This window comes from Denitrovibrio acetiphilus DSM 12809 (genome assembly GCF_000025725.1).
GTDB classification, from domain to species: domain Bacteria; phylum Chrysiogenota; class Deferribacteres; order Deferribacterales; family Geovibrionaceae; genus Denitrovibrio; species Denitrovibrio acetiphilus.
Map to the genome: position 1 here is coordinate 2,855,679 of NC_013943.1, position 20,467 is coordinate 2,876,145.

The 20,467-nt window shown below is 43.1% G+C and carries 23 protein-coding genes, 1 tRNA gene and 1 pseudogene; 22 read left to right on the forward strand and 3 right to left on the reverse strand.

Annotated features, from left to right (window positions below; genetic code table 11):
• Nucleotides 1–6 precede the first annotated feature (6 nt).
• The 16 genes and pseudogenes from DACET_RS13555 (at nt 7) to DACET_RS16470 (ending at nt 13,656) form a co-directional block, all read left to right on the forward strand.
• Nucleotides 7–333, forward strand: coding sequence for a cupin domain-containing protein (locus DACET_RS13555; protein ID WP_013011935.1), 327 nt, complete (start codon nt 7–9; stop codon nt 331–333).
• Nucleotides 333–1,346 carry an FkbM family methyltransferase gene (locus tag DACET_RS13560; RefSeq protein WP_013011936.1) on the forward strand — a complete coding sequence of 338 codons (1,014 nt, stop codon included), beginning with the start codon at nt 333–335 and terminating at the stop codon, nt 1,344–1,346. Before DACET_RS13555 ends, DACET_RS13560 begins: the two co-directional genes overlap by 1 nt.
• A 1-nt stretch (nt 1,347) precedes the next feature.
• Nucleotides 1,348–2,076: a glycosyltransferase family 2 protein gene (locus DACET_RS13565; RefSeq protein WP_013011937.1), complete on the forward strand. Its 729-nt coding sequence runs from the start codon at nt 1,348–1,350 to the stop codon at nt 2,074–2,076.
• Nucleotides 2,073–3,311 carry a hypothetical protein gene (locus tag DACET_RS13570; RefSeq protein ID WP_013011938.1) on the forward strand — a complete coding sequence of 413 codons (1,239 nt, stop codon included), beginning with the start codon at nt 2,073–2,075 and terminating at the stop codon, nt 3,309–3,311. Before DACET_RS13565 ends, DACET_RS13570 begins: the two co-directional genes overlap by 4 nt.
• A complete protein-coding gene (locus tag DACET_RS13575; protein ID WP_013011939.1) occupies nt 3,308–4,471 on the forward strand; it encodes a glycosyltransferase family 4 protein in 1,164 nt (387 codons plus the stop codon). The genes DACET_RS13570 and DACET_RS13575 overlap by 4 nt, the downstream gene beginning before the upstream one ends.
• Nucleotides 4,472–4,648: 177 nt before the next feature.
• Nucleotides 4,649–5,689: a glycosyltransferase family 4 protein gene (locus tag DACET_RS13580; protein ID WP_169304246.1), complete on the forward strand. Its 1,041-nt coding sequence runs from the start codon at nt 4,649–4,651 to the stop codon at nt 5,687–5,689.
• A 17-nt stretch (nt 5,690–5,706) separates the two neighbouring features.
• Complete coding sequence (gene gmd, locus DACET_RS13585) at nt 5,707–6,741, forward strand: GDP-mannose 4,6-dehydratase (RefSeq protein WP_013011941.1); 1,035 nt, start codon at nt 5,707–5,709, stop codon at nt 6,739–6,741.
• On the forward strand, nt 6,725–7,615 hold the full coding sequence (locus DACET_RS13590) for a GDP-mannose 4,6-dehydratase (protein ID WP_013011942.1): 891 nt from the start codon (nt 6,725–6,727) through the stop codon (nt 7,613–7,615). Before gmd ends, DACET_RS13590 begins: the two co-directional genes overlap by 17 nt.
• Nucleotides 7,608–8,744, forward strand: a complete 1,137-nt coding sequence (locus DACET_RS13595) for a glycosyltransferase family 4 protein (protein ID WP_013011943.1) — start codon at nt 7,608–7,610, stop codon at nt 8,742–8,744. Before DACET_RS13590 ends, DACET_RS13595 begins: the two co-directional genes overlap by 8 nt.
• Nucleotides 8,745–8,761: 17 nt before the next feature.
• A complete protein-coding gene (locus DACET_RS13600) occupies nt 8,762–9,712 on the forward strand; it encodes a sugar phosphate nucleotidyltransferase (RefSeq protein ID WP_083772427.1) in 951 nt (316 codons plus the stop codon).
• Nucleotides 9,713–9,810: 98 nt separating this feature from the next.
• Nucleotides 9,811–10,813, forward strand: a pseudogene (recA, locus tag DACET_RS13605) (recombinase RecA).
• 4 nt (nt 10,814–10,817) lie between these two features.
• A complete protein-coding gene (locus tag DACET_RS13610; RefSeq protein WP_013011945.1) occupies nt 10,818–11,198 on the forward strand; it encodes a twitching motility protein in 381 nt (126 codons plus the stop codon).
• A 40-nt stretch (nt 11,199–11,238) separates the two neighbouring features.
• Nucleotides 11,239–12,389 (forward strand): IS3 family transposase gene (locus tag DACET_RS13620; protein ID WP_430640266.1). Its coding sequence is split into 2 segments (ribosomal slippage): nt 11,239–11,473 and nt 11,473–12,389, totalling 1,152 coding nucleotides; the frame shifts between segments, so codons are not numbered across the junction.
• Between the two features lie 108 nt (nt 12,390–12,497).
• Nucleotides 12,498–12,788: a hypothetical protein gene (locus tag DACET_RS13625; protein WP_148214194.1), complete on the forward strand. Its 291-nt coding sequence runs from the start codon at nt 12,498–12,500 to the stop codon at nt 12,786–12,788.
• Nucleotides 12,789–12,902: 114 nt separating this feature from the next.
• On the forward strand, nt 12,903–13,403 hold the full coding sequence (locus DACET_RS13630) for a DUF262 domain-containing protein (RefSeq protein WP_013011948.1): 501 nt from the start codon (nt 12,903–12,905) through the stop codon (nt 13,401–13,403).
• 94 nt (nt 13,404–13,497) lie between these two features.
• Nucleotides 13,498–13,656 (forward strand): hypothetical protein, encoded by a 159-nt coding sequence (locus DACET_RS16470; protein WP_211204085.1) that lies wholly within the window; start codon nt 13,498–13,500, stop codon nt 13,654–13,656.
• A gap of 23 nt (nt 13,657–13,679) precedes the next feature.
• On the opposite strand, the gene DACET_RS13635 is transcribed toward DACET_RS16470, so the two are convergent.
• Nucleotides 13,680–13,776, reverse strand: a tRNA-Sec gene (locus tag DACET_RS13635).
• Between the two features lie 33 nt (nt 13,777–13,809).
• Nucleotides 13,810–14,220, reverse strand: coding sequence for an HIT family protein (locus DACET_RS13640; RefSeq protein WP_013011949.1), 411 nt, complete (start codon nt 14,218–14,220; stop codon nt 13,810–13,812).
• 343 nt (nt 14,221–14,563) lie between these two features.
• Between DACET_RS13640 and DACET_RS13645 the strand changes: the two genes are divergently transcribed.
• Genes DACET_RS13645 through DACET_RS13670 form a run of 6 tightly spaced genes read left to right on the forward strand, consistent with a single transcriptional unit; the run spans nt 14,564 to nt 19,706 of the window.
• Nucleotides 14,564–15,154, forward strand: a complete 591-nt coding sequence (locus DACET_RS13645; RefSeq protein ID WP_013011950.1) for a hypothetical protein — start codon at nt 14,564–14,566, stop codon at nt 15,152–15,154.
• Entirely contained in the window at nt 15,135–15,494 is a 360-nt protein-coding gene (locus tag DACET_RS13650) for a response regulator transcription factor (protein ID WP_013011951.1), read from the forward strand. Before DACET_RS13645 ends, DACET_RS13650 begins: the two co-directional genes overlap by 20 nt.
• A complete protein-coding gene (locus DACET_RS15775; protein WP_013011952.1) occupies nt 15,491–16,600 on the forward strand; it encodes an HDOD domain-containing protein in 1,110 nt (369 codons plus the stop codon). Before DACET_RS13650 ends, DACET_RS15775 begins: the two co-directional genes overlap by 4 nt.
• Entirely contained in the window at nt 16,575–18,137 is a 1,563-nt protein-coding gene (locus tag DACET_RS13660; RefSeq protein ID WP_013011953.1) for a PP2C family protein-serine/threonine phosphatase, read from the forward strand. The genes DACET_RS15775 and DACET_RS13660 overlap by 26 nt, the downstream gene beginning before the upstream one ends.
• Before the next feature lie 8 nt (nt 18,138–18,145).
• On the forward strand, nt 18,146–18,835 hold the full coding sequence (ubiE, locus tag DACET_RS13665) for a bifunctional demethylmenaquinone methyltransferase/2-methoxy-6-polyprenyl-1,4-benzoquinol methylase UbiE (protein WP_013011954.1): 690 nt from the start codon (nt 18,146–18,148) through the stop codon (nt 18,833–18,835).
• Entirely contained in the window at nt 18,828–19,706 is an 879-nt protein-coding gene (locus DACET_RS13670; RefSeq protein WP_013011955.1) for a UbiD family decarboxylase, read from the forward strand. Before ubiE ends, DACET_RS13670 begins: the two co-directional genes overlap by 8 nt.
• On the opposite strand, the gene DACET_RS13675 is transcribed toward DACET_RS13670, so the two are convergent.
• Nucleotides 19,681–20,436 carry a sulfite exporter TauE/SafE family protein gene (locus DACET_RS13675; RefSeq protein ID WP_013011956.1) on the reverse strand — a complete coding sequence of 252 codons (756 nt, stop codon included), beginning with the start codon at nt 20,434–20,436 and terminating at the stop codon, nt 19,681–19,683. The genes DACET_RS13670 and DACET_RS13675 overlap by 26 nt on opposite strands.
• Nucleotides 20,437–20,467: the final 31 nt, after the last annotated feature.

Genomic DNA, 20,467 nt, shown 5'->3' on the forward strand with positions numbered 1-20,467 from the left:
GACTGAATGAAAATATCTAAACTGGATGATATGTTTAAGGGATGGTTTGTTGGCAATTTTGACCCTACCCTCCTGAAGACAAACGACGTTGAAGTTGCTGTGAAATCATATAAAAAAGGGGACTATGAAGAGGCTCATTTCCACAAGATCGCAACAGAGATCACCGTTATCGTCAGCGGAAAAGTGAAAATGAACGGACAAACATATGTTGCCGGAGATATAATTGTTATAGAACCCAACGAATCTACTGACTTTGAGGCACTGGAAGAAAGTGTTAATGTTGTTGTGAAGCACCCTGGTGCAAATGATGACAAATACCTGGTGGAGAGCTAATGATAATTGACGTTGGTGCCAATCATGGGGACTTTGCTATTGATGCAGCCGAAAGAAATCCACAGGAAATAGTAATCGCCATAGAACCGATACCTGAGCTTTGCGACAAGATATCGGCATTAATAAAAAATAAAAATCTGCAAAACGTTAAAATAGTCCGTTGCGCCATAGATGTTGAAAAGCGGATAGATACTCTTAATGTTGCAAAACATGCCGACTGGGGTGTGTCCAGCTTACTGGAATTCAACCACGACAACATCAGCAAGGATGAATACTGGAAAACCCGTAATGACATGTACTTTGACGAAAAAATCGAAGTTGAAGTCAAAAGAATGGACGACGTTTTAGATGAGTTAGGTATAAACGAGAGAATCAATTTTATAAAAATAGATGTACAGGGGTTTGACCTTAACGTGCTCAAATCACTTGGTAATAAAGCAGAGTTGGTTGACGCAGGCATGATAGAAGTCAGTATTGTGAAAGAAGAACAACTTTATGTGACCGATCTGGCAGACACTGTTATGGATGCCTTCTTCTGGCTGAGTGAGAATAACTTTGAAGTTTATGCCCTAAAGCCGAATGATCCTGCATCGAAAGAGCTCAATCTGTTCTTTCGAAAAAAAGGTATAGACCATAAAGAGATTGAGGACAGATACAACCTCAAAGGCATACACATGTATGACGGAAAGCATTATTGGCATTACCCATCTGACAAGCTTGAGTTCGTTGAAGAAAAGTTTGTGAACACAGACAATCAACTAGCTAAAGCTAATAACAGAATTGCAGCCTATCAAAACCTGATCAAAAACCTAAATCAAGCCATCTTAGGAACTGCTGAAGAACAAAATGACCCTGATAACTATAATTTATTACACAATACTATCAGACTTGCTGAAGACTATAAAAACGTAGTAGCAAGATGTGAGTCCCAGGAGAGAGAACTGCAAACGCTGAAAAAGAACCTTGGCGTTAAGCTTTTCATAAAAATGAGTGAGAAATTAAGGAGAAAGTAAAATGGTTAATGTGCTTATACCTATGGCAGGAGCAGGAAGCCGATTTGCAACAGCAGGATATGAGAAACCTAAACCTTTTATTGATGTAGATGGCAAACCTATGATCGTGCGTGTTCTGGAAAATTTGAATATACCTGATGCACGTTATATTCTTATCGCCAGAAAAGATCATCTAGAGAAGGAAGCCGACACAGTTGCAGCAATTGAAAAAGAGTATAACGCTAAATTTATCCCCATAGATAAGCTGACAGAAGGTACTGCATGCACTGTGCTTTATGCTAAAGAGGAGATAGACAATGACATCCCTCTTTTGATCGCTAATTCAGATCAGATTGTAGACATTTCTATAGCGGATTACTACAACGACTGTATGGATAGGGGGCTTGACGGATCTATCCTTACTTTCGTTGATAAATACAGAGACCCTAAATGGTCATTTGCAAAGCTTGATGAAAAAAGCCTTGTCACTGAAGTAAAAGAGAAAGAAGCTATTTCTGAATATGCAACTGTTGGTATCTATCTCTTCACAAAAGGCTCCGATTTTGTAAACGGCGCAGTTCGTATGATCATAGAGAATGACAGAGTTAATAATGAATTTTACACATGTCCTGTGTATAATTACATTATAGCCAAAAACAAAAAAATAGGCATCTACAACATAGATTTTGAACAAATGCACGGTATAGGCACACCGGAAGATTTAGAAAAATATCTAGGTATTATTAAATGAAAGATTTGAAACTGCTGAAATCCCTGACAGATGAAAACCGAGTCGCCTGGGTTGGCGACAACCCTGTTTTCAATTTTTATGCTTTGAATATACTCTCTTCTAGCAACCTGCGTGTCGCTCCGAGCATGCATGGGCAGTTTTCCAGTGTTTGGCTATACGAACATAGGATATCAGACTTTCAGGCGTGGAAGGTTCTGCTGGATGAGTCTATCCGGCTTCTTGACAAGGAAGGCACCCTTGTCATCCGCATGGAAGAAAACCCCAATGTCAACATGATGAACCTTAAAAAGTTCTTTTTTAGAAATGCACTGATTGAAAAGGCTGAAATTGTCTATGAAAATGCGATCAAGCTTGGTCACCATCGCCCACTGATAAAGTACGAGCATGAAGTGACACTTGTCATCAAGATCAAAAGAGCAAATCCTGAGATCTATCACGACAAGAAATGGACGTTTACCGTCCTGACCCAAGGAACCAAAGTTGACAATGTAGTTGGCTTCTGTGAATCTATCAGATCAAACGAGCTAAACCACTCCGAAATCCTGATTTGCGGTCCAGAAAACACCGCATATGAGCCATACGATGTCAAGTACCTCGGAAAAGAATATGATACTGCATATGCAAACATATCTGAAAAGAAAAACGACCTTATAGCAGCTGCTTCAAATCAAAACCTCATGATTGTCCACGACAGATACATTCTCAAAGATGATTTCTTCACTGGATTCGAAGATTATGGCTATGATTATGACTTTATAACAATACGTCAGCACTATGAATCCGGAGCTTTGTTCCCATCTTACCTCATGCTTGAAAACCGCCTATGGTGGTCAAAAATCATCTACTCCTACGACGAAAACACTTTCAATGACGGTGTCTTTCTTAACGGAGGGCTTTTGATTATAAAAAAAGCTACCGCAGAGAAATGTCGTTTTAACTCATTGATATACTGGGATCAAGGGGAAGATGTCGAGCTTGCATCATACATGATTGACAACTCTGTCATCCCAAGGCTGAACTATTTTTCCAGCGCAATGACTCTGGGTATAAACGACTCTTATACCAGCACTTTTGTGCCGTTTGAAGAGTATCAGGCAGATAACACATGCCAGGTGCACATAGCCCCTACATACAGCACTTTTAAACAAAGGCTTGTGAACAAAGCAATTGGTCTGCTGAAAAGGGTTATGCCTGCCAGCATGAAGGCTGCGATAAAACGTGGACTAGGTTTATGAAAATTGCGCTGATAGTTGAACAAAATTTCTATGGAATGCATGTTGGCGTCAGAAACCTGATTCTGACAGTCTACCTACGCTTGATCAAGAACGGACACAAGGTAGATTTTGTTACTTTTTACAACTCAAATAACAAGTTAATCTGGTGCAAATACTGGTTCGACATCAATCATATACTAAACAACTTTTCAAATTCAGATGTGTATTATGTAGGTACTCCAAATGAGGTATTACAAAAATACCAAAGACATGAGCACGAAATATATTCATTTAAGACAAATGACAAGATCTTATCAACAACAATCGGGCAGTCACTTGATGCAGAATCCTACGATGCTTGTTTTTTCACAACACCATGGCTGGACCTGCACGGAGAAACAGTAAACATAAAAAAGAAATTTGGGATTGTTTATGACCTTATCCCTAATATTTTCACTGTCACCAAGGAAAATAAGCATTTTATCTTTGCCAATCAGCATCTGGAAGGTTTTAGAATGTTCAATAGGGTCTGCGATAAGACGCTTTGCATATCTAAAGCTACATCGCAGGCTTATAACGATTATCTTGCGTTTGATTCGCTTGCTTTGCCCCCTTGTGTGCCAAACTACATAGATTTCAAGTTTGCAGATCAATTAGAAAAAACTAACAATACAGTGGTACTTGCTGGTCCGTTCGATGTGAGAAAAGGCTTATACCGCATAGCAGATTTGCTTAATGGTGCTGTGGAGCACATTGATGAAATTATCATTTATGGAAAGCAGCGCTGCTCCGACGAAGAGCTTCGTGCTTTCATAAACAAACTCACCGGTATCGATAAAATACATTGGTACGAAAGTGTTACATCAAAGACACTTGCAGAACTATACAAGAAAAGCAAAGTACTGATATTCCCTTCTGACGAAGAAGGATTGGGGCTGCCGCTGATAGAAGCACAGCTCCATGGATGCAGAGTGCTTTGCACCAATTTCAGCTCTGCTGCAGAGCTTCTGGTTGATGGGTATAAGGTTCTGCCTAATGAGCAGAGCGAAAATGATGTAGAAATGCTCATCAATATGCTAAACGAAGATTACGATTACAAACAATTACTGGAAAAATCCAGAAATTTCTATAATATACTTCACCTTGATGAATTTTTAGACAACATACTTACTGGAGATTAGATCCATATGATAATTTCTTTATTACGCAGAATAAAAAACAAAATCTATCGGACTCTTGCAGAAAAAAAGGTACAACAAAATCTTTATGTCAGCAAGGGAAACACTCTCTTTGTGGATATTAGCGAAGTTTACTATCAAGACCATAAGACAGGTATACAAAGAGTTGTTAGATCAGTTATGCAAGAGATGCAGAGCATGACCGACATGAAATACACTATCGTGCCAGTAGTTGTAACTGATCAGGATGGCTACTGGGATTGCAGACTAGCAGATAACCCAGAACTCAGACCAGTGCCCAAGGGTACAGACATCTTTTTTGGGCTCGATCTTAGCGGACGTGTTACACACGCATACCAAAACGGTCTTTTCAATGAATGGAATCAGATAGGTGTCAAATTTTATTTTGTAATCTATGATATATTGCCTCTCTACCACCCACAATGGTGGCCAGACCTCACATACGATCATCATCATGCATGGTTTGTAAATGTTTTATCTATGTCAGACAAGCTGATATGCATATCCCAATCAGTGCAGAATAGTGTGCGCCAATGGATTAAGGATAATAACCCAAAGGTAAAGCCGGGTCAGACTATCGACTGGTTTCACCTTGGTTCTGATATTAAAAATAGCCAGCCATCTAAAGGGCTTCCTGATAATTATCAAGATGTCCTTGCTCAGTTGGACTCATCCAAGAGCTTCTTAATGGTCGGCACAATAGAGCCACGGAAAGGACACAGACAGGCTTTCGAAGCATTCAAAGAGCTCTGGGCTGCTGGACACGACTACACCCTTGTCATTGTCGGCAAAGAAGGCTGGCTGGTGGAAGATCTCGTTAGCGAGATGAGAGAATTCCAGCAAACAAGTAACAAGCTGGTGCTCCTTCAGGGGATCAGTGATGAATACCTTGAGGCTATCTACGAGCATTCCAACTGCCTCCTTATCCCTAGCGAAGGTGAAGGTTTTGGACTGCCGATCTTTGAGGCGTCATACTATGAAATGCCAATCATAGCCAGAGACATAGAGGTATTCAGAGAGGTGGCAGGAGAGCATGCTTTCTATTTTGATAATGTAAAAGATCCATCAGCTTTGTCAAAATGTATTCTGGAGTGGGCTGCTGGCAACGATAAAGGCACAACACCAGACTCTAAGCTGATCAAGAGTTTGACATGGAAAGAGAGCACAAACGTATTAACAACAAAATTAGGATTAAAATAAATACATAGGTGATAGTTATGAAAAAGGCGATTGTAACAGGAATAACAGGACAGGACGGAGCATACCTTGCGGAACTTCTTCTCAACAAAGGCTATGAGGTTTATGGTACATATAGAAGAACTGCATCCGTAAACTTCTGGAGAATAGAAGACTTAGGCATCGAAAAACATGAAAACCTGCATCTGGTTGAATATGACCTTACAGATCAGGCAAACAGTATCCGCATGGTTGGCGATATTGAGCCTGACGAGGTATATAACATCGCAGCTCAGAGCTTTGTTGGTGTATCATTCGAGCAACCTCTTGCGACATGCGACATCACAGGCAAGGGCGCAGTTCACCTGCTCGAAGCTATCAGAATAATCAACAACAAGATAAAATACTATCAGGCGAGCACATCAGAGATGTTTGGTCTGGTACAGGAAATTCCGCAGAAGGAGAGCACTCCTTTCTATCCACGCAGCCCATACGGCGTTGCAAAGCTTTATGCTCACTGGATGACAATCAACTACAGAGAGTCATATGACATCTTCGGATGCAGCGGTATTCTTTTCAACCACGAGTCTCCTCTCCGCGGACGTGAGTTCGTGACCAGAAAGATCACAGACACAGTGGCAAAGATCGAGATGGGCAAGCAGGATTGCCTCGAGCTTGGCAACATGGACGCAAAGCGCGACTGGGGATTTGCTAAAGAGTATGTTGATGGTATGTACCGCATGCTTCAGGCAGACAAGCCTGACACATATGTGCTGGCTACCAACAGAACAGAGACAGTTCGCGACTTCGTCACTATGGCTTTCAAAGCTGTGGGCAAAGAGCTGGAGTGGAAAGGCACAGGCGTGGACGAGACCGCTGTGGACACATCAAACGGCAAGACTGTCGTGAAGGTAAACCCTAAATTCTACCGCCCTGCAGAGGTTGACCTGCTGATCGGTGATCCATCAAAGGCTAAGAACGAGCTCGGCTGGGAGCCAAAGACAACTCTTGAAGAGCTTTGTAAAATGATGGTTGAAGCTGACCTTGTGAGAAATAAAAATGGCTTCTCCTTCTAAAAAAGTTTTCATAACAGGCATCAACAGCTTCACAGCAAAGCACCTTTGTGGTGAGCTGAGCAGTCACGGATATGATATCTATGGCTGTGACATCAATGTCGATGCAGACGAAAAGACTTTTAACTGTGACATAACAAAGAGAGATCAGGTTGCCAAATGCCTTGCGGCAGTGCAGCCTGACTATATAGTCCATCTGGGCGCTATCACATATGTGCCAAGCAGCGACGTCAGCCTGATATATCAGGTGAACACCATAGGCACAGCAAACCTGCTGGAAGAGTGCCTGAAGTACGACAATATCAAAAAGATCCTTCTGCCGAGCACATCAAACGTGTATGGCAACCCGGATGTGGAAGTGATAGACGAGACATGCCCGACACTCCCAGTGAGCCACTATGCTGTGAGCAAGCTGGCTATGGAGCAGATGGCGACTCTGTCTTTCGGCAAGCTGCCGATAATAATCACACGTCCTTTCAACTACACAGGCGTCGGTCAGCCGGACAAGTTTGTAATCCCAAAGATCATCAAGCATTTCAAAGAGAAAGCACACGTGATAGAGATGGGAACAACATCCGTAATCAGAGATTTTTCAGATGTGCGCTTTGTATGCTCATCATACCGCAAGCTGCTGGAATGCGATGCAAAGTCGGTCGCTGTCAACATCTGCACAGGTAAAGAGCACTCGCTGGACGAGCTGCTCGACTATGCCAGAAAGGTCACAGGGCACAATATCGAAAAGATCACAAACCCTGAGTTTGTCAGACCGAACGAAATCCAGAAGCTGATAGGCGACAACTCACTCCTGCGCAAATGCGTGGGCGAGCTGGACACCATTGACTTCCATGATACTATCGAGTGGATGCTAGGTGGCTAGGCTACTAATCAATTCCAAGAGCCTGCTGACTCCTCTGACCGGTATCGGCAGGTATACATACGAGATAGTCACCCGTCTGCCCAGGGAGGCTGGTTTTGACTATTCATATTACTATTACGGCAAAGTCACAGACAAGATAATCACATCATCCGGTTCCGGCGAGAACAAAAGCCTGCTGCCGATGATCCGCAACATTCTGGTCAAAAACCAATTCACCAAAGGTCTGATAAGGGGCATGCTGGACATCAGGTCCCGCCTGTTCTCCGACACATACGACCTGTATTGGGAGCCTGCGATAATCCCTGTGAAGGGGATCAAGGCGAAGAAGACCGTGGTGACTGTCCATGACATGTCTTTGCACCTTCATCCGGAATGGCACCTGAAAGAGAGTGTCAGCTATTTTAATAAAAACTTCTGGGACAATATCAAAAACGCAGACTATATCATCACAGACACAGAGACCGTGAAGGCTGAAGTCGCCGAGATAACAGGCTTCGACCCCGAAAGGATAAAGGCGATACATCTGGGTATCAATGACGGTGTTTTCAAAGAATATCCGCAGGACGCTCAGGATGCATACAGGAGCGAAAGCGGACTGGATTATAAGTTTATCCTCTATGTGGGCAGCATAGAGCCCCGCAAAAACCTCAGCCGGATGATACAGGCGTATTCATCCCTGTCAGACAGCGTAAAGGCAGAGTACAAACTACTACTGGTAGGCTATAAGGGCTGGGGAAATGACGAGATACATCAGCTCATCGAAAAAGATAAAGAGAACATCAAGTATCTGGGCTATGTCACAGACGAGGAGCTGGCGCTTGTTTATAACTTGGCGGAGCTTTTTGTCTATCCGACTCTGTACGAAGGTTTTGGGCTTCCACCGCTGGAGGCTATGGCGTGTGGTGCTCCGGTGCTCACATCCACAACCCCATGCGTGCAGGAGGTATGCGCAGATGCAGCCGAATATGCCAATCCTTTCAGCATCGACGACACCAGGGAAAAGATCCTCACACTGCTTCAGGTTGATAATGCCAGGAACGCTTTAGCTCAGAAGGGGCTGGCACATTCAGCAGGATTCCGGTGGGATAAGACAGCGGGTGCTCATTACGACATTTTCAAAAGCCTCTAAACATAGTAAACTAGGCTATGATAAACATAGTGCTATGTGGCGGTGCGGGGAAGATGCTTTGGCCCCTTTCCGCTGGCGACACACCGAAGCAGTTCATCCAGTTCGGTACAGAGGATTCTCTCTATATTAAAACCATCAAACGTAACAATGTGCTTTGTGACAAGGCGGACGACCAGCTCCGCAAAGCAAAGCTAAGTGCAGACATAGTGATGGAACCATCATGCAAGGGGACAGCAGCGTCCATAATGATAGCCTGCTTTATGTACCCGAACGAGACATTTCTCTTGACACCTTCCGACCATGAGATATCCGACGAAAAGGCATACGCAGAGGCTGTGCAAAAGGCTCAGAAACTCGCAGAGAAAGGTAATATCGTCCTGTTCGGCATAGAGCCGGAGCGGGCAGAGCATAGGTTTGGATATATTAAGGATGGGAAAACAGTCCAGTTTGTCGAGAAGCCTGACGCTGAAAAAGCTCAGGAGCTTGTGGATGACGGCTGGCTGGTGAACAGCGGGATACTCTGCTTCAACAGCAGCGTGATGATGCATGAACTGGTGCAGTTTCCACCCGATCAGTCAATAATAGCGAGGACAGTTTACGAAAACATCCGCTCCGGCAGAGCGACACACCGCCTGTGCGGTCGCTTCATGGGCGAGATGAAAAAACACGACATAGATAAATCTGTGCTGGAAAGAACTACCAAGCTGAAATGCGTAAAAGGTATCACAGGCTGGCGGGATGTGGGCACATATGAGTCTATATATGAATTCCGCAACAGGAAGGAAGGGGGCAACCTCTCCATCAACATAGGCGACAGTTTCGGATGTGCGGACTTTGTGGACAGCTCCGGGTGCATGGTGTTGAACAATGAGCAGGATGTTGTGGTGGTGCAGACAGGCGGCAAGGTACTTGTGGCACACAAAGATACCGACATCATGCAGGCTATGAAAAAGCTCGAAGAATATTAACTTTACTAAATAGTATAGGCGACTTTTTAAACCACATATTTTAATGTAAAATCAATATTGTTTATTGTGTTTATAATGACTTTTGGAGGACTCTAGAAATGGATCAGGACAAAAAGAAAGCCTTAGAAATGGCTATGGGAAAGATAGAAAAAGACTTTGGAAAGGGTGCTGTTATGCGCCTTGGCGACAAGCCTGTTGAGAAGCTTCCGGTTATACCGTCCAGTATCCTCTCTCTGGATATCGCTCTGGGTGTTGGCGGTTTCCCCCGTGGCCGTATCATCGAGATATACGGTGCAGAATCATCTGGTAAGACAACCATCGCTCTCCACGCCATCGCAGAGGCGCAAAAGCTCGGCGGAGCAGCAGCATTTGTGGATGCAGAGCACGCGCTTGACCCTGTGTATGCAAAGGCTATCGGTGTTGACACAGACAACCTGATCGTTTCCCAGCCAGACAGCGGTGAGGTGGCTCTGGAGATCACAGAGACATTGGTGCGAAGCGGTGCCATAGACATAGTAGTAGTGGACTTCGTGGCTGCTCTGACATCACGTGCAGAGATCGAAGGCGAAATGGGCGACTCACACATGGGCCTGCAGGCCAGACTGATGTCTCAGGCACTCAGAAAGCTGACAAGTATCGTAAACAAATCCAGAACTACTCTTATATTCATAAACCAGACCAGATCAAAGATCGGCGTTGTCTACGGCAATCCAGAAACCACAACAGGCGGTAACGCCCTGAAATTCTACGCTTCTATGCGTCTGGAGATAAAGAAGACTCAGGCACTGAAAGAGAAAGAAGAAGTTGTGGGCAACCACGGACTGGCAAAAGTTGTTAAAAACAAAGTTGCGCCTCCATTCAAAACAGCTGAGTTCGACATCCTCTATGGTGTCGGTGTATCCCGTGAAGGTCAGCTGATTGACATGGGTGTGGCTGCTGATATGGTTCAGCTATAAAGACGCTAAGCTCGGGCAGGGTAAAGAAAACTCCCGTGCATACCTTAAGGATAATCCTGAAATAGCACAAGAGATAGAGGACAAAATCAGAGCCAAATTCGGCATGACAGAGCCTATCGAAGTGGAACCGGAAGAAGCTGAGTAAGAACATGGAAATAGATGCCATACTGAGAAAAGCTGTGGAACTGGGTGTATCTGACATCCACATGAAGGTGGGCAGACCGCCCGCTGTCAGGCTGCACGGCGACATCGAAACACTGGAAGGATTCGACGTAATCACAGCCGAGGAAGGGATGCGGATGGCTGCGTCCATCATGCCCAACTCGCTGAAAGCTGAGTTCAAAGAGAAGAAAGAGGCGGACTTTGCATACGGGATAAAGGGTGTTGCCCGGTTCCGTGTGAATGCTTTTATCCAGCGCGGGATGATAGGTATGGTGATGAGGGTTATACCCGAGGGTGTGCCCGACATAGAAGAACTGAACCTGCCGGACGTGATAAAGGAGCTGGCTGAATCGCCCCTAGTTTTGTAGAGACTTCTGAGTTATAAATTACAACTATCAGGAGTGCTCCATGAATGGCAAACGTTACACAGATGAATTTAAGATTGAAGTAGTCAAACAAATCACAGAACAAGGCCACAAAGTGAATGACGTAGCTTCTAGGCTTGACGTCAACCCCAGCAGTATTTACAACTGGATTAAGAAATATGGTTCAGACAATTCCGATTATAAAATCCAGTCAGATCATCAATCCGAAATAAACCGTTTAAAGAAAGAGCTACGTAGAGTCACTGAAGAGAGGGACATCTTAAAAAAGGCCGCAGCGTACTTTGCCAAAGAGTCCCAGTAAGGTACGCATTCATTTATGAACACCGAACTGACCACGCTGTGACAAGGCTCTGCTCAGTTATGCGTGTTCATCCTAGTGGTTACTACTCTTGGGTAAAAGAGCCTAAAAGTAGACGGCAGAAGCGTGATGAACACCTAATGGGACTCGTAAAGCAATACTGGATAGAGAGCGGCGGAGTATATGGCTACCGTAAGATTTATACTGATCTGATGGAATTGGGTGAATCTTGCGGCAAGAATCGTGTACATAAGCTCATGAGGCTGGCTGGCATCAAGTCTCAGGTCGGCTACCGTAAGCCAAGATATTCTAAAGGCAATGTATCTCATATAGCAGATAATTATCTTCAGCAGGATTTCGCAGTATCCGAGCCTAATAAGGTTTGGGTAACAGATATTACTTACATTCGCACTTATGAAGGCTGGTTGTATCTGGCAGTAGTGATCGATTTATTCTCTCGTCAGATTATCGGATGGTCAATGCAACATCGGATGCATTCAGATATAGTTTTAAAGGCTCTACTTATGGCTGTGTGGCGCAGAAAGCCTGATAATAATGTGATCATACATTCTGATCAGGGCAGCCAGTATACAAGCTCTGAGTGGCAAAGCTTTCTGAAGACACACAACCTTACATGCAGCATGAGCAGGAGAGGAAACTGTTATGATAACGCTGTAGCTGAAAATTTCTTCCAACTCTTAAAGCGAGAACGAATAAAGAAAAGAATCTATAAAAACAGGGAAGAAGCAAGGCGTGATATCTTTGATTATATCGAGATGTTTTACAATCCAATAAGGCGTCATGGGAATAACGGAAATCTATCTCCGGTTGAATTTGAAAAGAACTATGATATAAACAAGAAAAGTGTCTACTAATTCAGTGGCGATTCAGTTCTCAAGCAGACTGCTCCTGAAACCAGTGTTTCTTTAGACAGTTTTAAACAAATAATTCAAAAAAGTATGCAAATCAATTGTGCTAATGCAATGATAATAGGAAGTGCAAAAAACGGTTGTAGTTTTAATCCCGAAAAGAATTTAAGAGACTTTGTGGTTAACGAAAAAGCGATTGATACCTCTGATATTGATATTGTTATAATTTCGAAAGAGGGTTTTGAGCGATATTGGTGGTTATACAGAAACTCTTACAGTCGTATATACAAATCTACCTATGAACATATACAAAGAGAAATCTATCGTGGATTTATTAATGAAAAAACCTACGCAAAATACAAAAGTGCCGAACTGATTGGGAAAACCTTTCATCAAAAACAATAAGAAATTTAAAAAGTACTTTCTTTTTTAGGCATGAAATGAATTTTAGAATATACAGGGATATCGATGATTTTAAACATTATTCCATAAGCACAATTAAAAAAATGAGGTACAACTATGCCTGAATTTTCATTCCCAAGAAACACGAAAACAGTCAAAGAGATATGCGACGATTTTGATAAAGGGATATTGATGATCGACGAAACCTATCAAAGAAGAAAGGTATGGATTGAAAAAGACCGTATTAGACTTATTGAGACAATCATACTTGGCTTTATTGTTCCAGAGCTATACTTATGGACCGCTGAAACTGACCCTAAGTCTGGCGATACAATAAGGCATATAGTAGATGGCCAACAGCGTATCAATGCAATTGTAGATTTTGTTGAAGGTGCGTTTAAACTCTCTAGCACACATATGTTAGATGATAGTTTAAAAGATCTTTATGGGAACAAATATTTTACTGACCTACCTGACGAAATCAGAAGCCATATTTGGAGTTATGACTTATCAATAGTCAACATTGATAAAAAGTGTACAAGAGATGACATCATTAAGCTTTTCAACAGATTAAACCTTACAGAGTACAATCTAAATAGTCAGGAAAAAACGACATAGCATAGACAGTGAGTTCGGCTTACAATCAATAAAGCTTTCGCAAAATGAATTCTGGAATGATTTAAAATTTTTCAGTATCGGTGACATCCGCAGAATGAAAGATGTTGAATATTGTAGTAGTATAATCATACTAGCTAGAGAAGGCATAATAGACCAAACTAGATCTGAAAAAATTGACCTCGTATATGACGATCTTAAAGAATTTAGGCCATATTTAGGCAGCAGCATTTTGGACACATCTGTAAAATATTGATAAATTAGACGATTAAAATATAATGGCGGAGGCGCACAGGAATCGAACCTGCCTGACGGGCAAAACCCGTCACAATCGGTTTTGAAGACCGCGGAGTGCACCAGCATCCCAAACGCCCCCGTAAGTTAATAAGCATCAATGAAATAAGAGATATCAGAGACTCGCTTTAATCCTCTCTGCCATGTCGTTCATCTCTTCGATGCTGTCATATTCTTTTTTGACAGAGGCAAATTTGAGCCCATCATTTTCGTACCTGGGGATGATATGCAGGTGAGAGTGGAAAACCTCCTGTCCGGCGGCGGCATTATTATTCTGGACAAGATTCACTCCGTCACACCCTGTAGCTTCTATCAAAGCTTTTGACAAGTCTCTGGTAACTTTGTAGATCGCCTCAGCTTCAAGGTCAGGCGTGTCGAGCATATTGACAAAGTGCCTTTTAGGGACAACAAGGATGTGTCCTTTATGAACAGGATTGATATCCAGAAATGCTATAAAAAGAGTGTCTTCATAAACTTTACTGCACGGAATTTCTCCGGCTAATATCTTGCAAAATATACAGTCCATACGAAACCTCATTCAATTATATAGATAATACGGCATTTTATACATAGTAAAACAGTAATACAACCGTTATCAGCCTTCACCGCATATATGCTTAACAAATATAGCTTTCATAATATGGCCACATGATCCATTGATAAGTTTTTAATTCCAGCATCCTGCCAGACCGCCTATTGAGGAAAGATTTCTTGTTATCATCGAAAAGAAGCAATAGCTTATTGATAAATACAAAATCACAATGCCCTGATAAAAAGAGACAAATTCCATCTCAGAATATATAAGACCATTAATGTATTGAAAATGATGTTAATCGCTTTTATACTTAGTGAAGTTAGAGGTGGCTCCAATGAACAGCACTGAAAGCCCGGAAAAAAAACTGGAAACTGTTTATAAATATTTTTCACACCACATACGCACTAATACTGCGGTCATTGTTGCAATGCTCGAAGCAATAAATGAAGGTCTGACAGATGAATCTATGACACAAATGATAATGGAGTCTGGCTATCTTCTGGATATCTTCGACAGAGGAATGAGCGTCAGCTTCAACCACATCTTCGGTAAAGCTGAAAGTTCAGAATACGAGGATGTAGATCTTGCAACCTTAATAAACCTGTTTATCACCAACGCAGTACCAAAAGATGGCAGCTGTGAAGCGGTTTCGTCTGTACCTGACGGTGTAAAAATACGCTGTGAACCTTATTCATTTAAAAACATTATACAGATATATCTACATGAAGCTACTCTGGCAGCAAACGAAGGCTTCAGTGTAACATTCATAAAAAATGAACTCTCAATTAGTCCTGATAAAGGTTTTTATGATAACCCTTCTGTTTTTGCCATTTTCGAGGATGTTCTTGCTAAACACAATATAGAAACAAAATATGACAAGAGTTCTATAAAACTGAGGTTTCCAGATGAAAGTATTAATCGCTGATGATGAGCTCAGACTCAGAAAAGTCGTCTCTCTCCATCTGAAGAAGAGCGGTTTCGAAGTTATCGAAGCCGGAAATGGTCTCGCCGCTGTTCAGCTTGCAGAAGAGCACTCTCCGGATGTTATCGTTCTTGACGTTATGATGCCGGAAAAAACAGGACTGGAAGCATGTGCAGAGCTGAAGAAGATGGACAGGTTCAAACAGACACCGATCATACTGCTCACAGCAATGGCAGAATCAGAAGACCTCAAAAAAGGCGAAGAAGCAGGTGCTGATGCTTATCTGACGAAGCCTTTCAGCCCGAAAGAGCTAATAGACATTATAAAGAGCAGAACAGGATGAAAATTCTCTATATAGGGTCACAGAAAAGCAAACAGATATTCCAGCAGGCTCTGGGGAAAAGCGCTGAACTGACTTCAGAAAAGAACGCCGATGCCTGCCTGATAGAGATAAATGACACCGCCACACTGTTCAAACTGCCTAAACAGTTTTCTGTGCCCACATACTTTTACCTGACTGTAAAAGACAGAAAGGTTATCGAAGTTCTGAAAGACTTCAGAATATCAGGTGTTTTTTTCCCGCCGCTTAAACCGGAAGAGATACAAAAAAAATTCACTCTGAATCCAGCCGCAAACACTACAAAAACCAACGGCAATGAGTTTGACACTCTCAAAGCAAAAATCATTGCAAAAGCGGAAAATATACCACCTCTGCCTGCACTGGCAAAAGAGCTTGTACGGCTCACCAGAAATGATAAAACTCAGATGAAGGACTTCATCGAAAAGATAAAGATGGATCAGGGGCTCAGTTCGCGGATAATTAAACTGGTAAACTCCCCCTTTTACGGTCTAAGGCAGGATGTTTCGAGCATAGACAGAGCAACTGTCCTTCTGGGGCTTAACACTGTTAAGAACATTGCACTTGCTGTATCCACAGAGCACTTTTTTAAAAAAAACTTCAACCTGTATAAAACTACGGGGCAGAAATTATGGGATCACTCATTCCTTGTCGCACGGCTAAGTGAAATACTTGGGAAAGCATGCTCCCTTGACGAAGATGCCCTTTATCTTGCAGGGCTGATGCATGATATAGGGAAAACGGTTCTGGTTGACTTCCTCGTAAAAGAGGCAGACACCGTGGACGACGAACGCCAGCAGCTGGGCACGGACCACTGTGCAGTGGGAGAGCTTGTACTACACAAATGGTCTGTAGTAAGCGTCATTACCGATGCAGTGCGTACACACCACTGGAACTCCACAGATAAATTTAAAGCCGCTCTGTATTTTGCAAACAGAATGGCAAAAGAAAAATACTACCACGAAACAGCGGAAGACGCATCCATAGCTCTCGGACTATCTGTAGGTGAGATACTGGATCTTTTGAGTCCGGTTCTGGAAGCTGTAGGTGAAGGAGAAGACGTAGATGAAACTACAGAAGAGACTTCTTGACACACTCTTCACTAACAGTATGCAGGATTTTTTTCATGTTCTAAGCAAGCACCTCGACCATTCGTCCTCCACACCATACACTCTCTGGCAGGTGGAGAATTCTATATGCGAAGCTGTTGCCGGAGTACATAAAGGTGCCGAAGGGCGTTACGATCTTTACGATTTCGGCTATGACGGCGGGAAGGTCTGCACCAAAGAACGCACTCTTGAGTTTTTCGATGAAAAGATAGAGGTAAAATCATCAGTTTTTTTTAAATATATGAACAATGTCCACGGAATAGTTACTTTCCACACCGAACCTGACAATGCTGTGCTTGAAATGGAAACTTACAACGAGTATCTCGGACAGCGCATGAACGAAATAATCTCCCGTGAACGAAACATAAACGTTTATATTGATTACCAGAAAAAACTTGAATTTGTTAAACAGAGCAGCCGTATTCTTAAAGCAGTGGAAGTTGATGAAGTCATGGCTGTTGCACTCAATTTCTTCATGGATGCATTCAGCGCAGAAGCAGGGTGCACCATACATGACAGCGAATTTCAGGGATTCGGGGTGGAATTTCAGGATTTCGAAAACAAGATCAGAGTTTCCGGCAAAAGCCTCATGGAAGTAACCGCCTCTATGGAAGCAACAGAGTTCATAGACAGCTTTATAGAATGCGACAAGTTCAACATCGACAACATTTTTTTTATATACGAAGAAACTATGGATATACGCATTGTCCTCTTCAACATTCATTTCGACATAATACCTGACAAAGAATTCTCTGAACTCGTTTCATCCATTGTCACCACATCAGTTGAAAACGCTCAGTACCATAAACGTATGACAGAGATAAAAGTTCAGGAATCAGAAATGCAGGTCACAGGCGATATCCTGAATAAGTTCGTACAGCGTAACCTCGAGCTGAAAAGCGGAATAAAAATATCCGGGATTAACTATCCGGCAAGGGCAGCCGGAGGCGACTTCCTCATGGTCAAAGAGACCGATCAGGGGATATTTTTTACTGTGGCAGACGTTTGCGGCAAAGGTTACTCTGCGGCAGTCTTTACAGTTGTTCTGAGTGTTTTCACAGAGAACACGACTCTGTTCGACCAGGAAGGTTCTCTGAAAAACCTTGTAACGGCACTGAACAGATACCTGCTGGCAAAAAAATTCTCAGACAGGTTTATAACAGCATTCTTCGGATATATAGACAATGATGCCAAAAACATGCGCTATATCTCGTGCGGACATGAACCGGCGGCAGTTTTCAGCGAGGGGAAAGATTTAATCATCAAGTCGGACTTTCTCCCCATCGGTCTTTTCGAAGAGCAGCACTTTGAAAAGAGTATTGAACTTAATCAAGGCGACACCATCTTCATCTATACAGATGGTCTGGTCGAATACACCACTGATGATCAGCTCAGGGAAGATGTCAAACAACTTGCAAAATTTGGCGGAGACAATATACTTGATACCCTGTACGATGAAATGGTGAAAGAAAAAAGTGCCCAGAAGGACGATTTCACCTGTATGATCATAAGAATTTAGAGGTATCAGTGGAACAGAAATCCCGTGAAATTCAGCAGATGTTTAACGACATCGCACATAAATATGACCTGCTTAACAGACTGCTCAGCTTCCGCACAGATGTACGCTGGCGTAAAAAAGCTATAAAGCTCGCCGGGATCGGTTCCGGTCAGACAGTTTTAGACCTTGCCTGCGGTACAGCAGATATGATGATTGAGATGGACTCCCGCATTGACGGAATCACACTCATCGGCGGAGACTTCAGCTATAACATGCTTAAGCTCGGACAGGAAAAATTCCCAAAAGGCGCATTTAGTGTATCCGATGCTCATATGCTCCCTTTCAAAGACAACAGCTTCGACAGAATGACCATCTCATTCGGTTTTCGTAACGTTACAGATAAACCGAAAGGCCTAAAAGAGATGCACCGTGTTCTCAAACCCGGCGGCAAGCTCTGCATACTGGAATTTTCACAGCCTGAAGGATGGTTTTTCAGCAGACTATACAGACTATATTTTACTAAAATCCTCCCCTTCATAGGCGGTGTCATATCCGGCAACCGAGGCGCATATGAATACCTGCCCGATTCCGTTTATAAGTTTCCCAAGAGGGACGTTTACAGACAGATGGTTCTGGAAGCAGGTTTCGAAAGCGTGGACTTTAACCCCATGACTTTCGGCATATGCGACGCAACAATCTGTCACAAAACAAATGTATGAACACAATTTTAACAACATCATAAAAAAACTCGACATGGCAGGGCACACCCTGCAAATGGATGGAAATGTCACAGGGATAAAAATGGCTCAACGGGCTCTGAAAGAGTGCCGCCCGGGCGGAAAAGCGCTTATATTCCAAAGAAAAATCCCTATAATTCTGAACCTTTTTGCATCGGAAACACGCATCGAAGTAGCGATGAAAGGTCCTGTAAGCAAATTTAACCCCGAAAGAGAACTTCATGACCTTCAGTTCATGTCTCCTGACAAGTACAAAGACATCAACTTAAGCGATCTGCCTATTCTGCCCCACCACGAAGAGGACGTATCAGGCTCTATCAACACCGGATGTGTCATAAGCATGGCTGACGGCATACACAACTGCGGGATGTACCGCATCCAGCCTCTGAACGATTCTGAAGCTATAGTACACTGTTATCCCGAGTCAGGGCTTGCCTGTCAGCTTGAGAAAGGGGAAGATATACCTGTCACCGTAGCAGTGGGAACTTCATTTCAGCTCATACTCACCGCTGTCAGTAAACTGCCTGCGGATGCAGACGAACTCAAAATCGCAGACTCCATAACAGCCAAAGGGCTGAAATATATAAAAACAGACAGACACCCCGTCCCCTACGGAACGCAGATAATCATACACGGAGTCGTCTCGGCAACTGAGAAACGTACCGAAGGTCCATTTCTTATCCATACCGGAGAATATTCTAAACCTGAGGATTACCCACTGCTGAAAATTGAATCTGTTAAAATGATTGAAAACGGATATTACCACGCTCTGGTAACAGGGCCTGATTACTGCGAAGGCAGAACACTCCTTGAAGCAGCGGAAAAGTTCACTTCAGGACTAAAAGAAGAATAGCAAAGATAATGATAGCCACAGAGACAACTCTTTTAAGAAAAGTATTGCTGACCTTTACGCTGATGTTTGCGGCAGTTACCGCACCGAAAGCCATTCCCGAACCAAGGGCGATTGCAGGCAGAAAAAGCACTTTCCCCGCATAGATAAATATTGCGACTGACACTGTTGCAGCGATGAGATTAAGAAAGAGTTTAACGGCGTGCGCCCGAACCATATCAAGACCGGACATAACACATGCGGCGGTCATCAGAAAGCCCACCCCTGCCTGTACAAACCCACTGTAAATCCCTATAAAGAAGTACACAACCGAGTTTATTACAGTCGCCCAGACAGTAAATTTCACATCCTCTTTGAGTTCCTTCGTGCCCGGTTTCAAAAATGTGACAAGCGTCATAAGCACCATAAAAAAAGCAAAATACTTGCGGAACATATCATCAGATACGATAGTGGCGAGATACGCGCCGGATATCGCACCCAAACCAACGGGTATTGCCGCAGTATAGCTGTAGACCTTTGGAAAATATCCCATGTTGCTGAATTTTCTGGTACCCGCCAGCGACTGAATCCATATCCCGAGCCTGTTTGTAGCGTTCGCTACCGTAGGCTCCAGACCTGTAAAAATCAAGAGTGGAACAGTCATAAAAGACCCGCCGCCCGCAAGAGCATTCAGAAGCCCCGCTGCAAAACCGGCAGGCAGAAGTATTGCAAGTTGCAAAATATTGATATCCATGCAGAGATGTTACAATAAAATATTATTTATG

What these genes read in the sequence shown, in the direction of transcription:
- DACET_RS13555 (WP_013011935.1), top strand. Translation starts at nt 7, where the DNA reads ATGAAAATATCTAAACTGGATGATATGTTTAAGGGATGGTTTGTTGGC.
- DACET_RS13560 (WP_013011936.1), top strand. Translation starts at nt 333, where the DNA reads ATGATAATTGACGTTGGTGCCAATCATGGGGACTTTGCTATTGATGCA.
- DACET_RS13565 (WP_013011937.1), top strand. Translation starts at nt 1,348, where the DNA reads ATGGTTAATGTGCTTATACCTATGGCAGGAGCAGGAAGCCGATTTGCA.
- DACET_RS13570 (WP_013011938.1), top strand. Translation starts at nt 2,073, where the DNA reads ATGAAAGATTTGAAACTGCTGAAATCCCTGACAGATGAAAACCGAGTC.
- DACET_RS13575 (WP_013011939.1), top strand. Translation starts at nt 3,308, where the DNA reads ATGAAAATTGCGCTGATAGTTGAACAAAATTTCTATGGAATGCATGTT.
- DACET_RS13580 (WP_169304246.1), top strand. Translation starts at nt 4,649, where the DNA reads ATGCAAGAGATGCAGAGCATGACCGACATGAAATACACTATCGTGCCA.
- gmd (WP_013011941.1), top strand. Translation starts at nt 5,707, where the DNA reads ATGAAAAAGGCGATTGTAACAGGAATAACAGGACAGGACGGAGCATAC.
- DACET_RS13590 (WP_013011942.1), top strand. Translation starts at nt 6,725, where the DNA reads ATGGCTTCTCCTTCTAAAAAAGTTTTCATAACAGGCATCAACAGCTTC.
- DACET_RS13600 (WP_083772427.1), top strand. Translation starts at nt 8,762, where the DNA reads ATGATAAACATAGTGCTATGTGGCGGTGCGGGGAAGATGCTTTGGCCC.
- DACET_RS13610 (WP_013011945.1), top strand. Translation starts at nt 10,818, where the DNA reads ATGGAAATAGATGCCATACTGAGAAAAGCTGTGGAACTGGGTGTATCT.
- DACET_RS13625 (WP_148214194.1), top strand. Translation starts at nt 12,498, where the DNA reads ATGATAATAGGAAGTGCAAAAAACGGTTGTAGTTTTAATCCCGAAAAG.
- DACET_RS13630 (WP_013011948.1), top strand. Translation starts at nt 12,903, where the DNA reads ATGCCTGAATTTTCATTCCCAAGAAACACGAAAACAGTCAAAGAGATA.
- DACET_RS16470 (WP_211204085.1), top strand. Translation starts at nt 13,498, where the DNA reads ATGAAAGATGTTGAATATTGTAGTAGTATAATCATACTAGCTAGAGAA.
- DACET_RS13640 (WP_013011949.1), bottom strand. Translation starts at nt 14,220, where the DNA reads ATGGACTGTATATTTTGCAAGATATTAGCCGGAGAAATTCCGTGCAGT.
- DACET_RS13645 (WP_013011950.1), top strand. Translation starts at nt 14,564, where the DNA reads ATGAACAGCACTGAAAGCCCGGAAAAAAAACTGGAAACTGTTTATAAA.
- DACET_RS13650 (WP_013011951.1), top strand. Translation starts at nt 15,135, where the DNA reads ATGAAAGTATTAATCGCTGATGATGAGCTCAGACTCAGAAAAGTCGTC.
- DACET_RS15775 (WP_013011952.1), top strand. Translation starts at nt 15,491, where the DNA reads ATGAAAATTCTCTATATAGGGTCACAGAAAAGCAAACAGATATTCCAG.
- DACET_RS13660 (WP_013011953.1), top strand. Translation starts at nt 16,575, where the DNA reads ATGAAACTACAGAAGAGACTTCTTGACACACTCTTCACTAACAGTATG.
- DACET_RS13670 (WP_013011955.1), top strand. Translation starts at nt 18,828, where the DNA reads ATGTATGAACACAATTTTAACAACATCATAAAAAAACTCGACATGGCA.
- DACET_RS13675 (WP_013011956.1), bottom strand. Translation starts at nt 20,436, where the DNA reads ATGGATATCAATATTTTGCAACTTGCAATACTTCTGCCTGCCGGTTTT.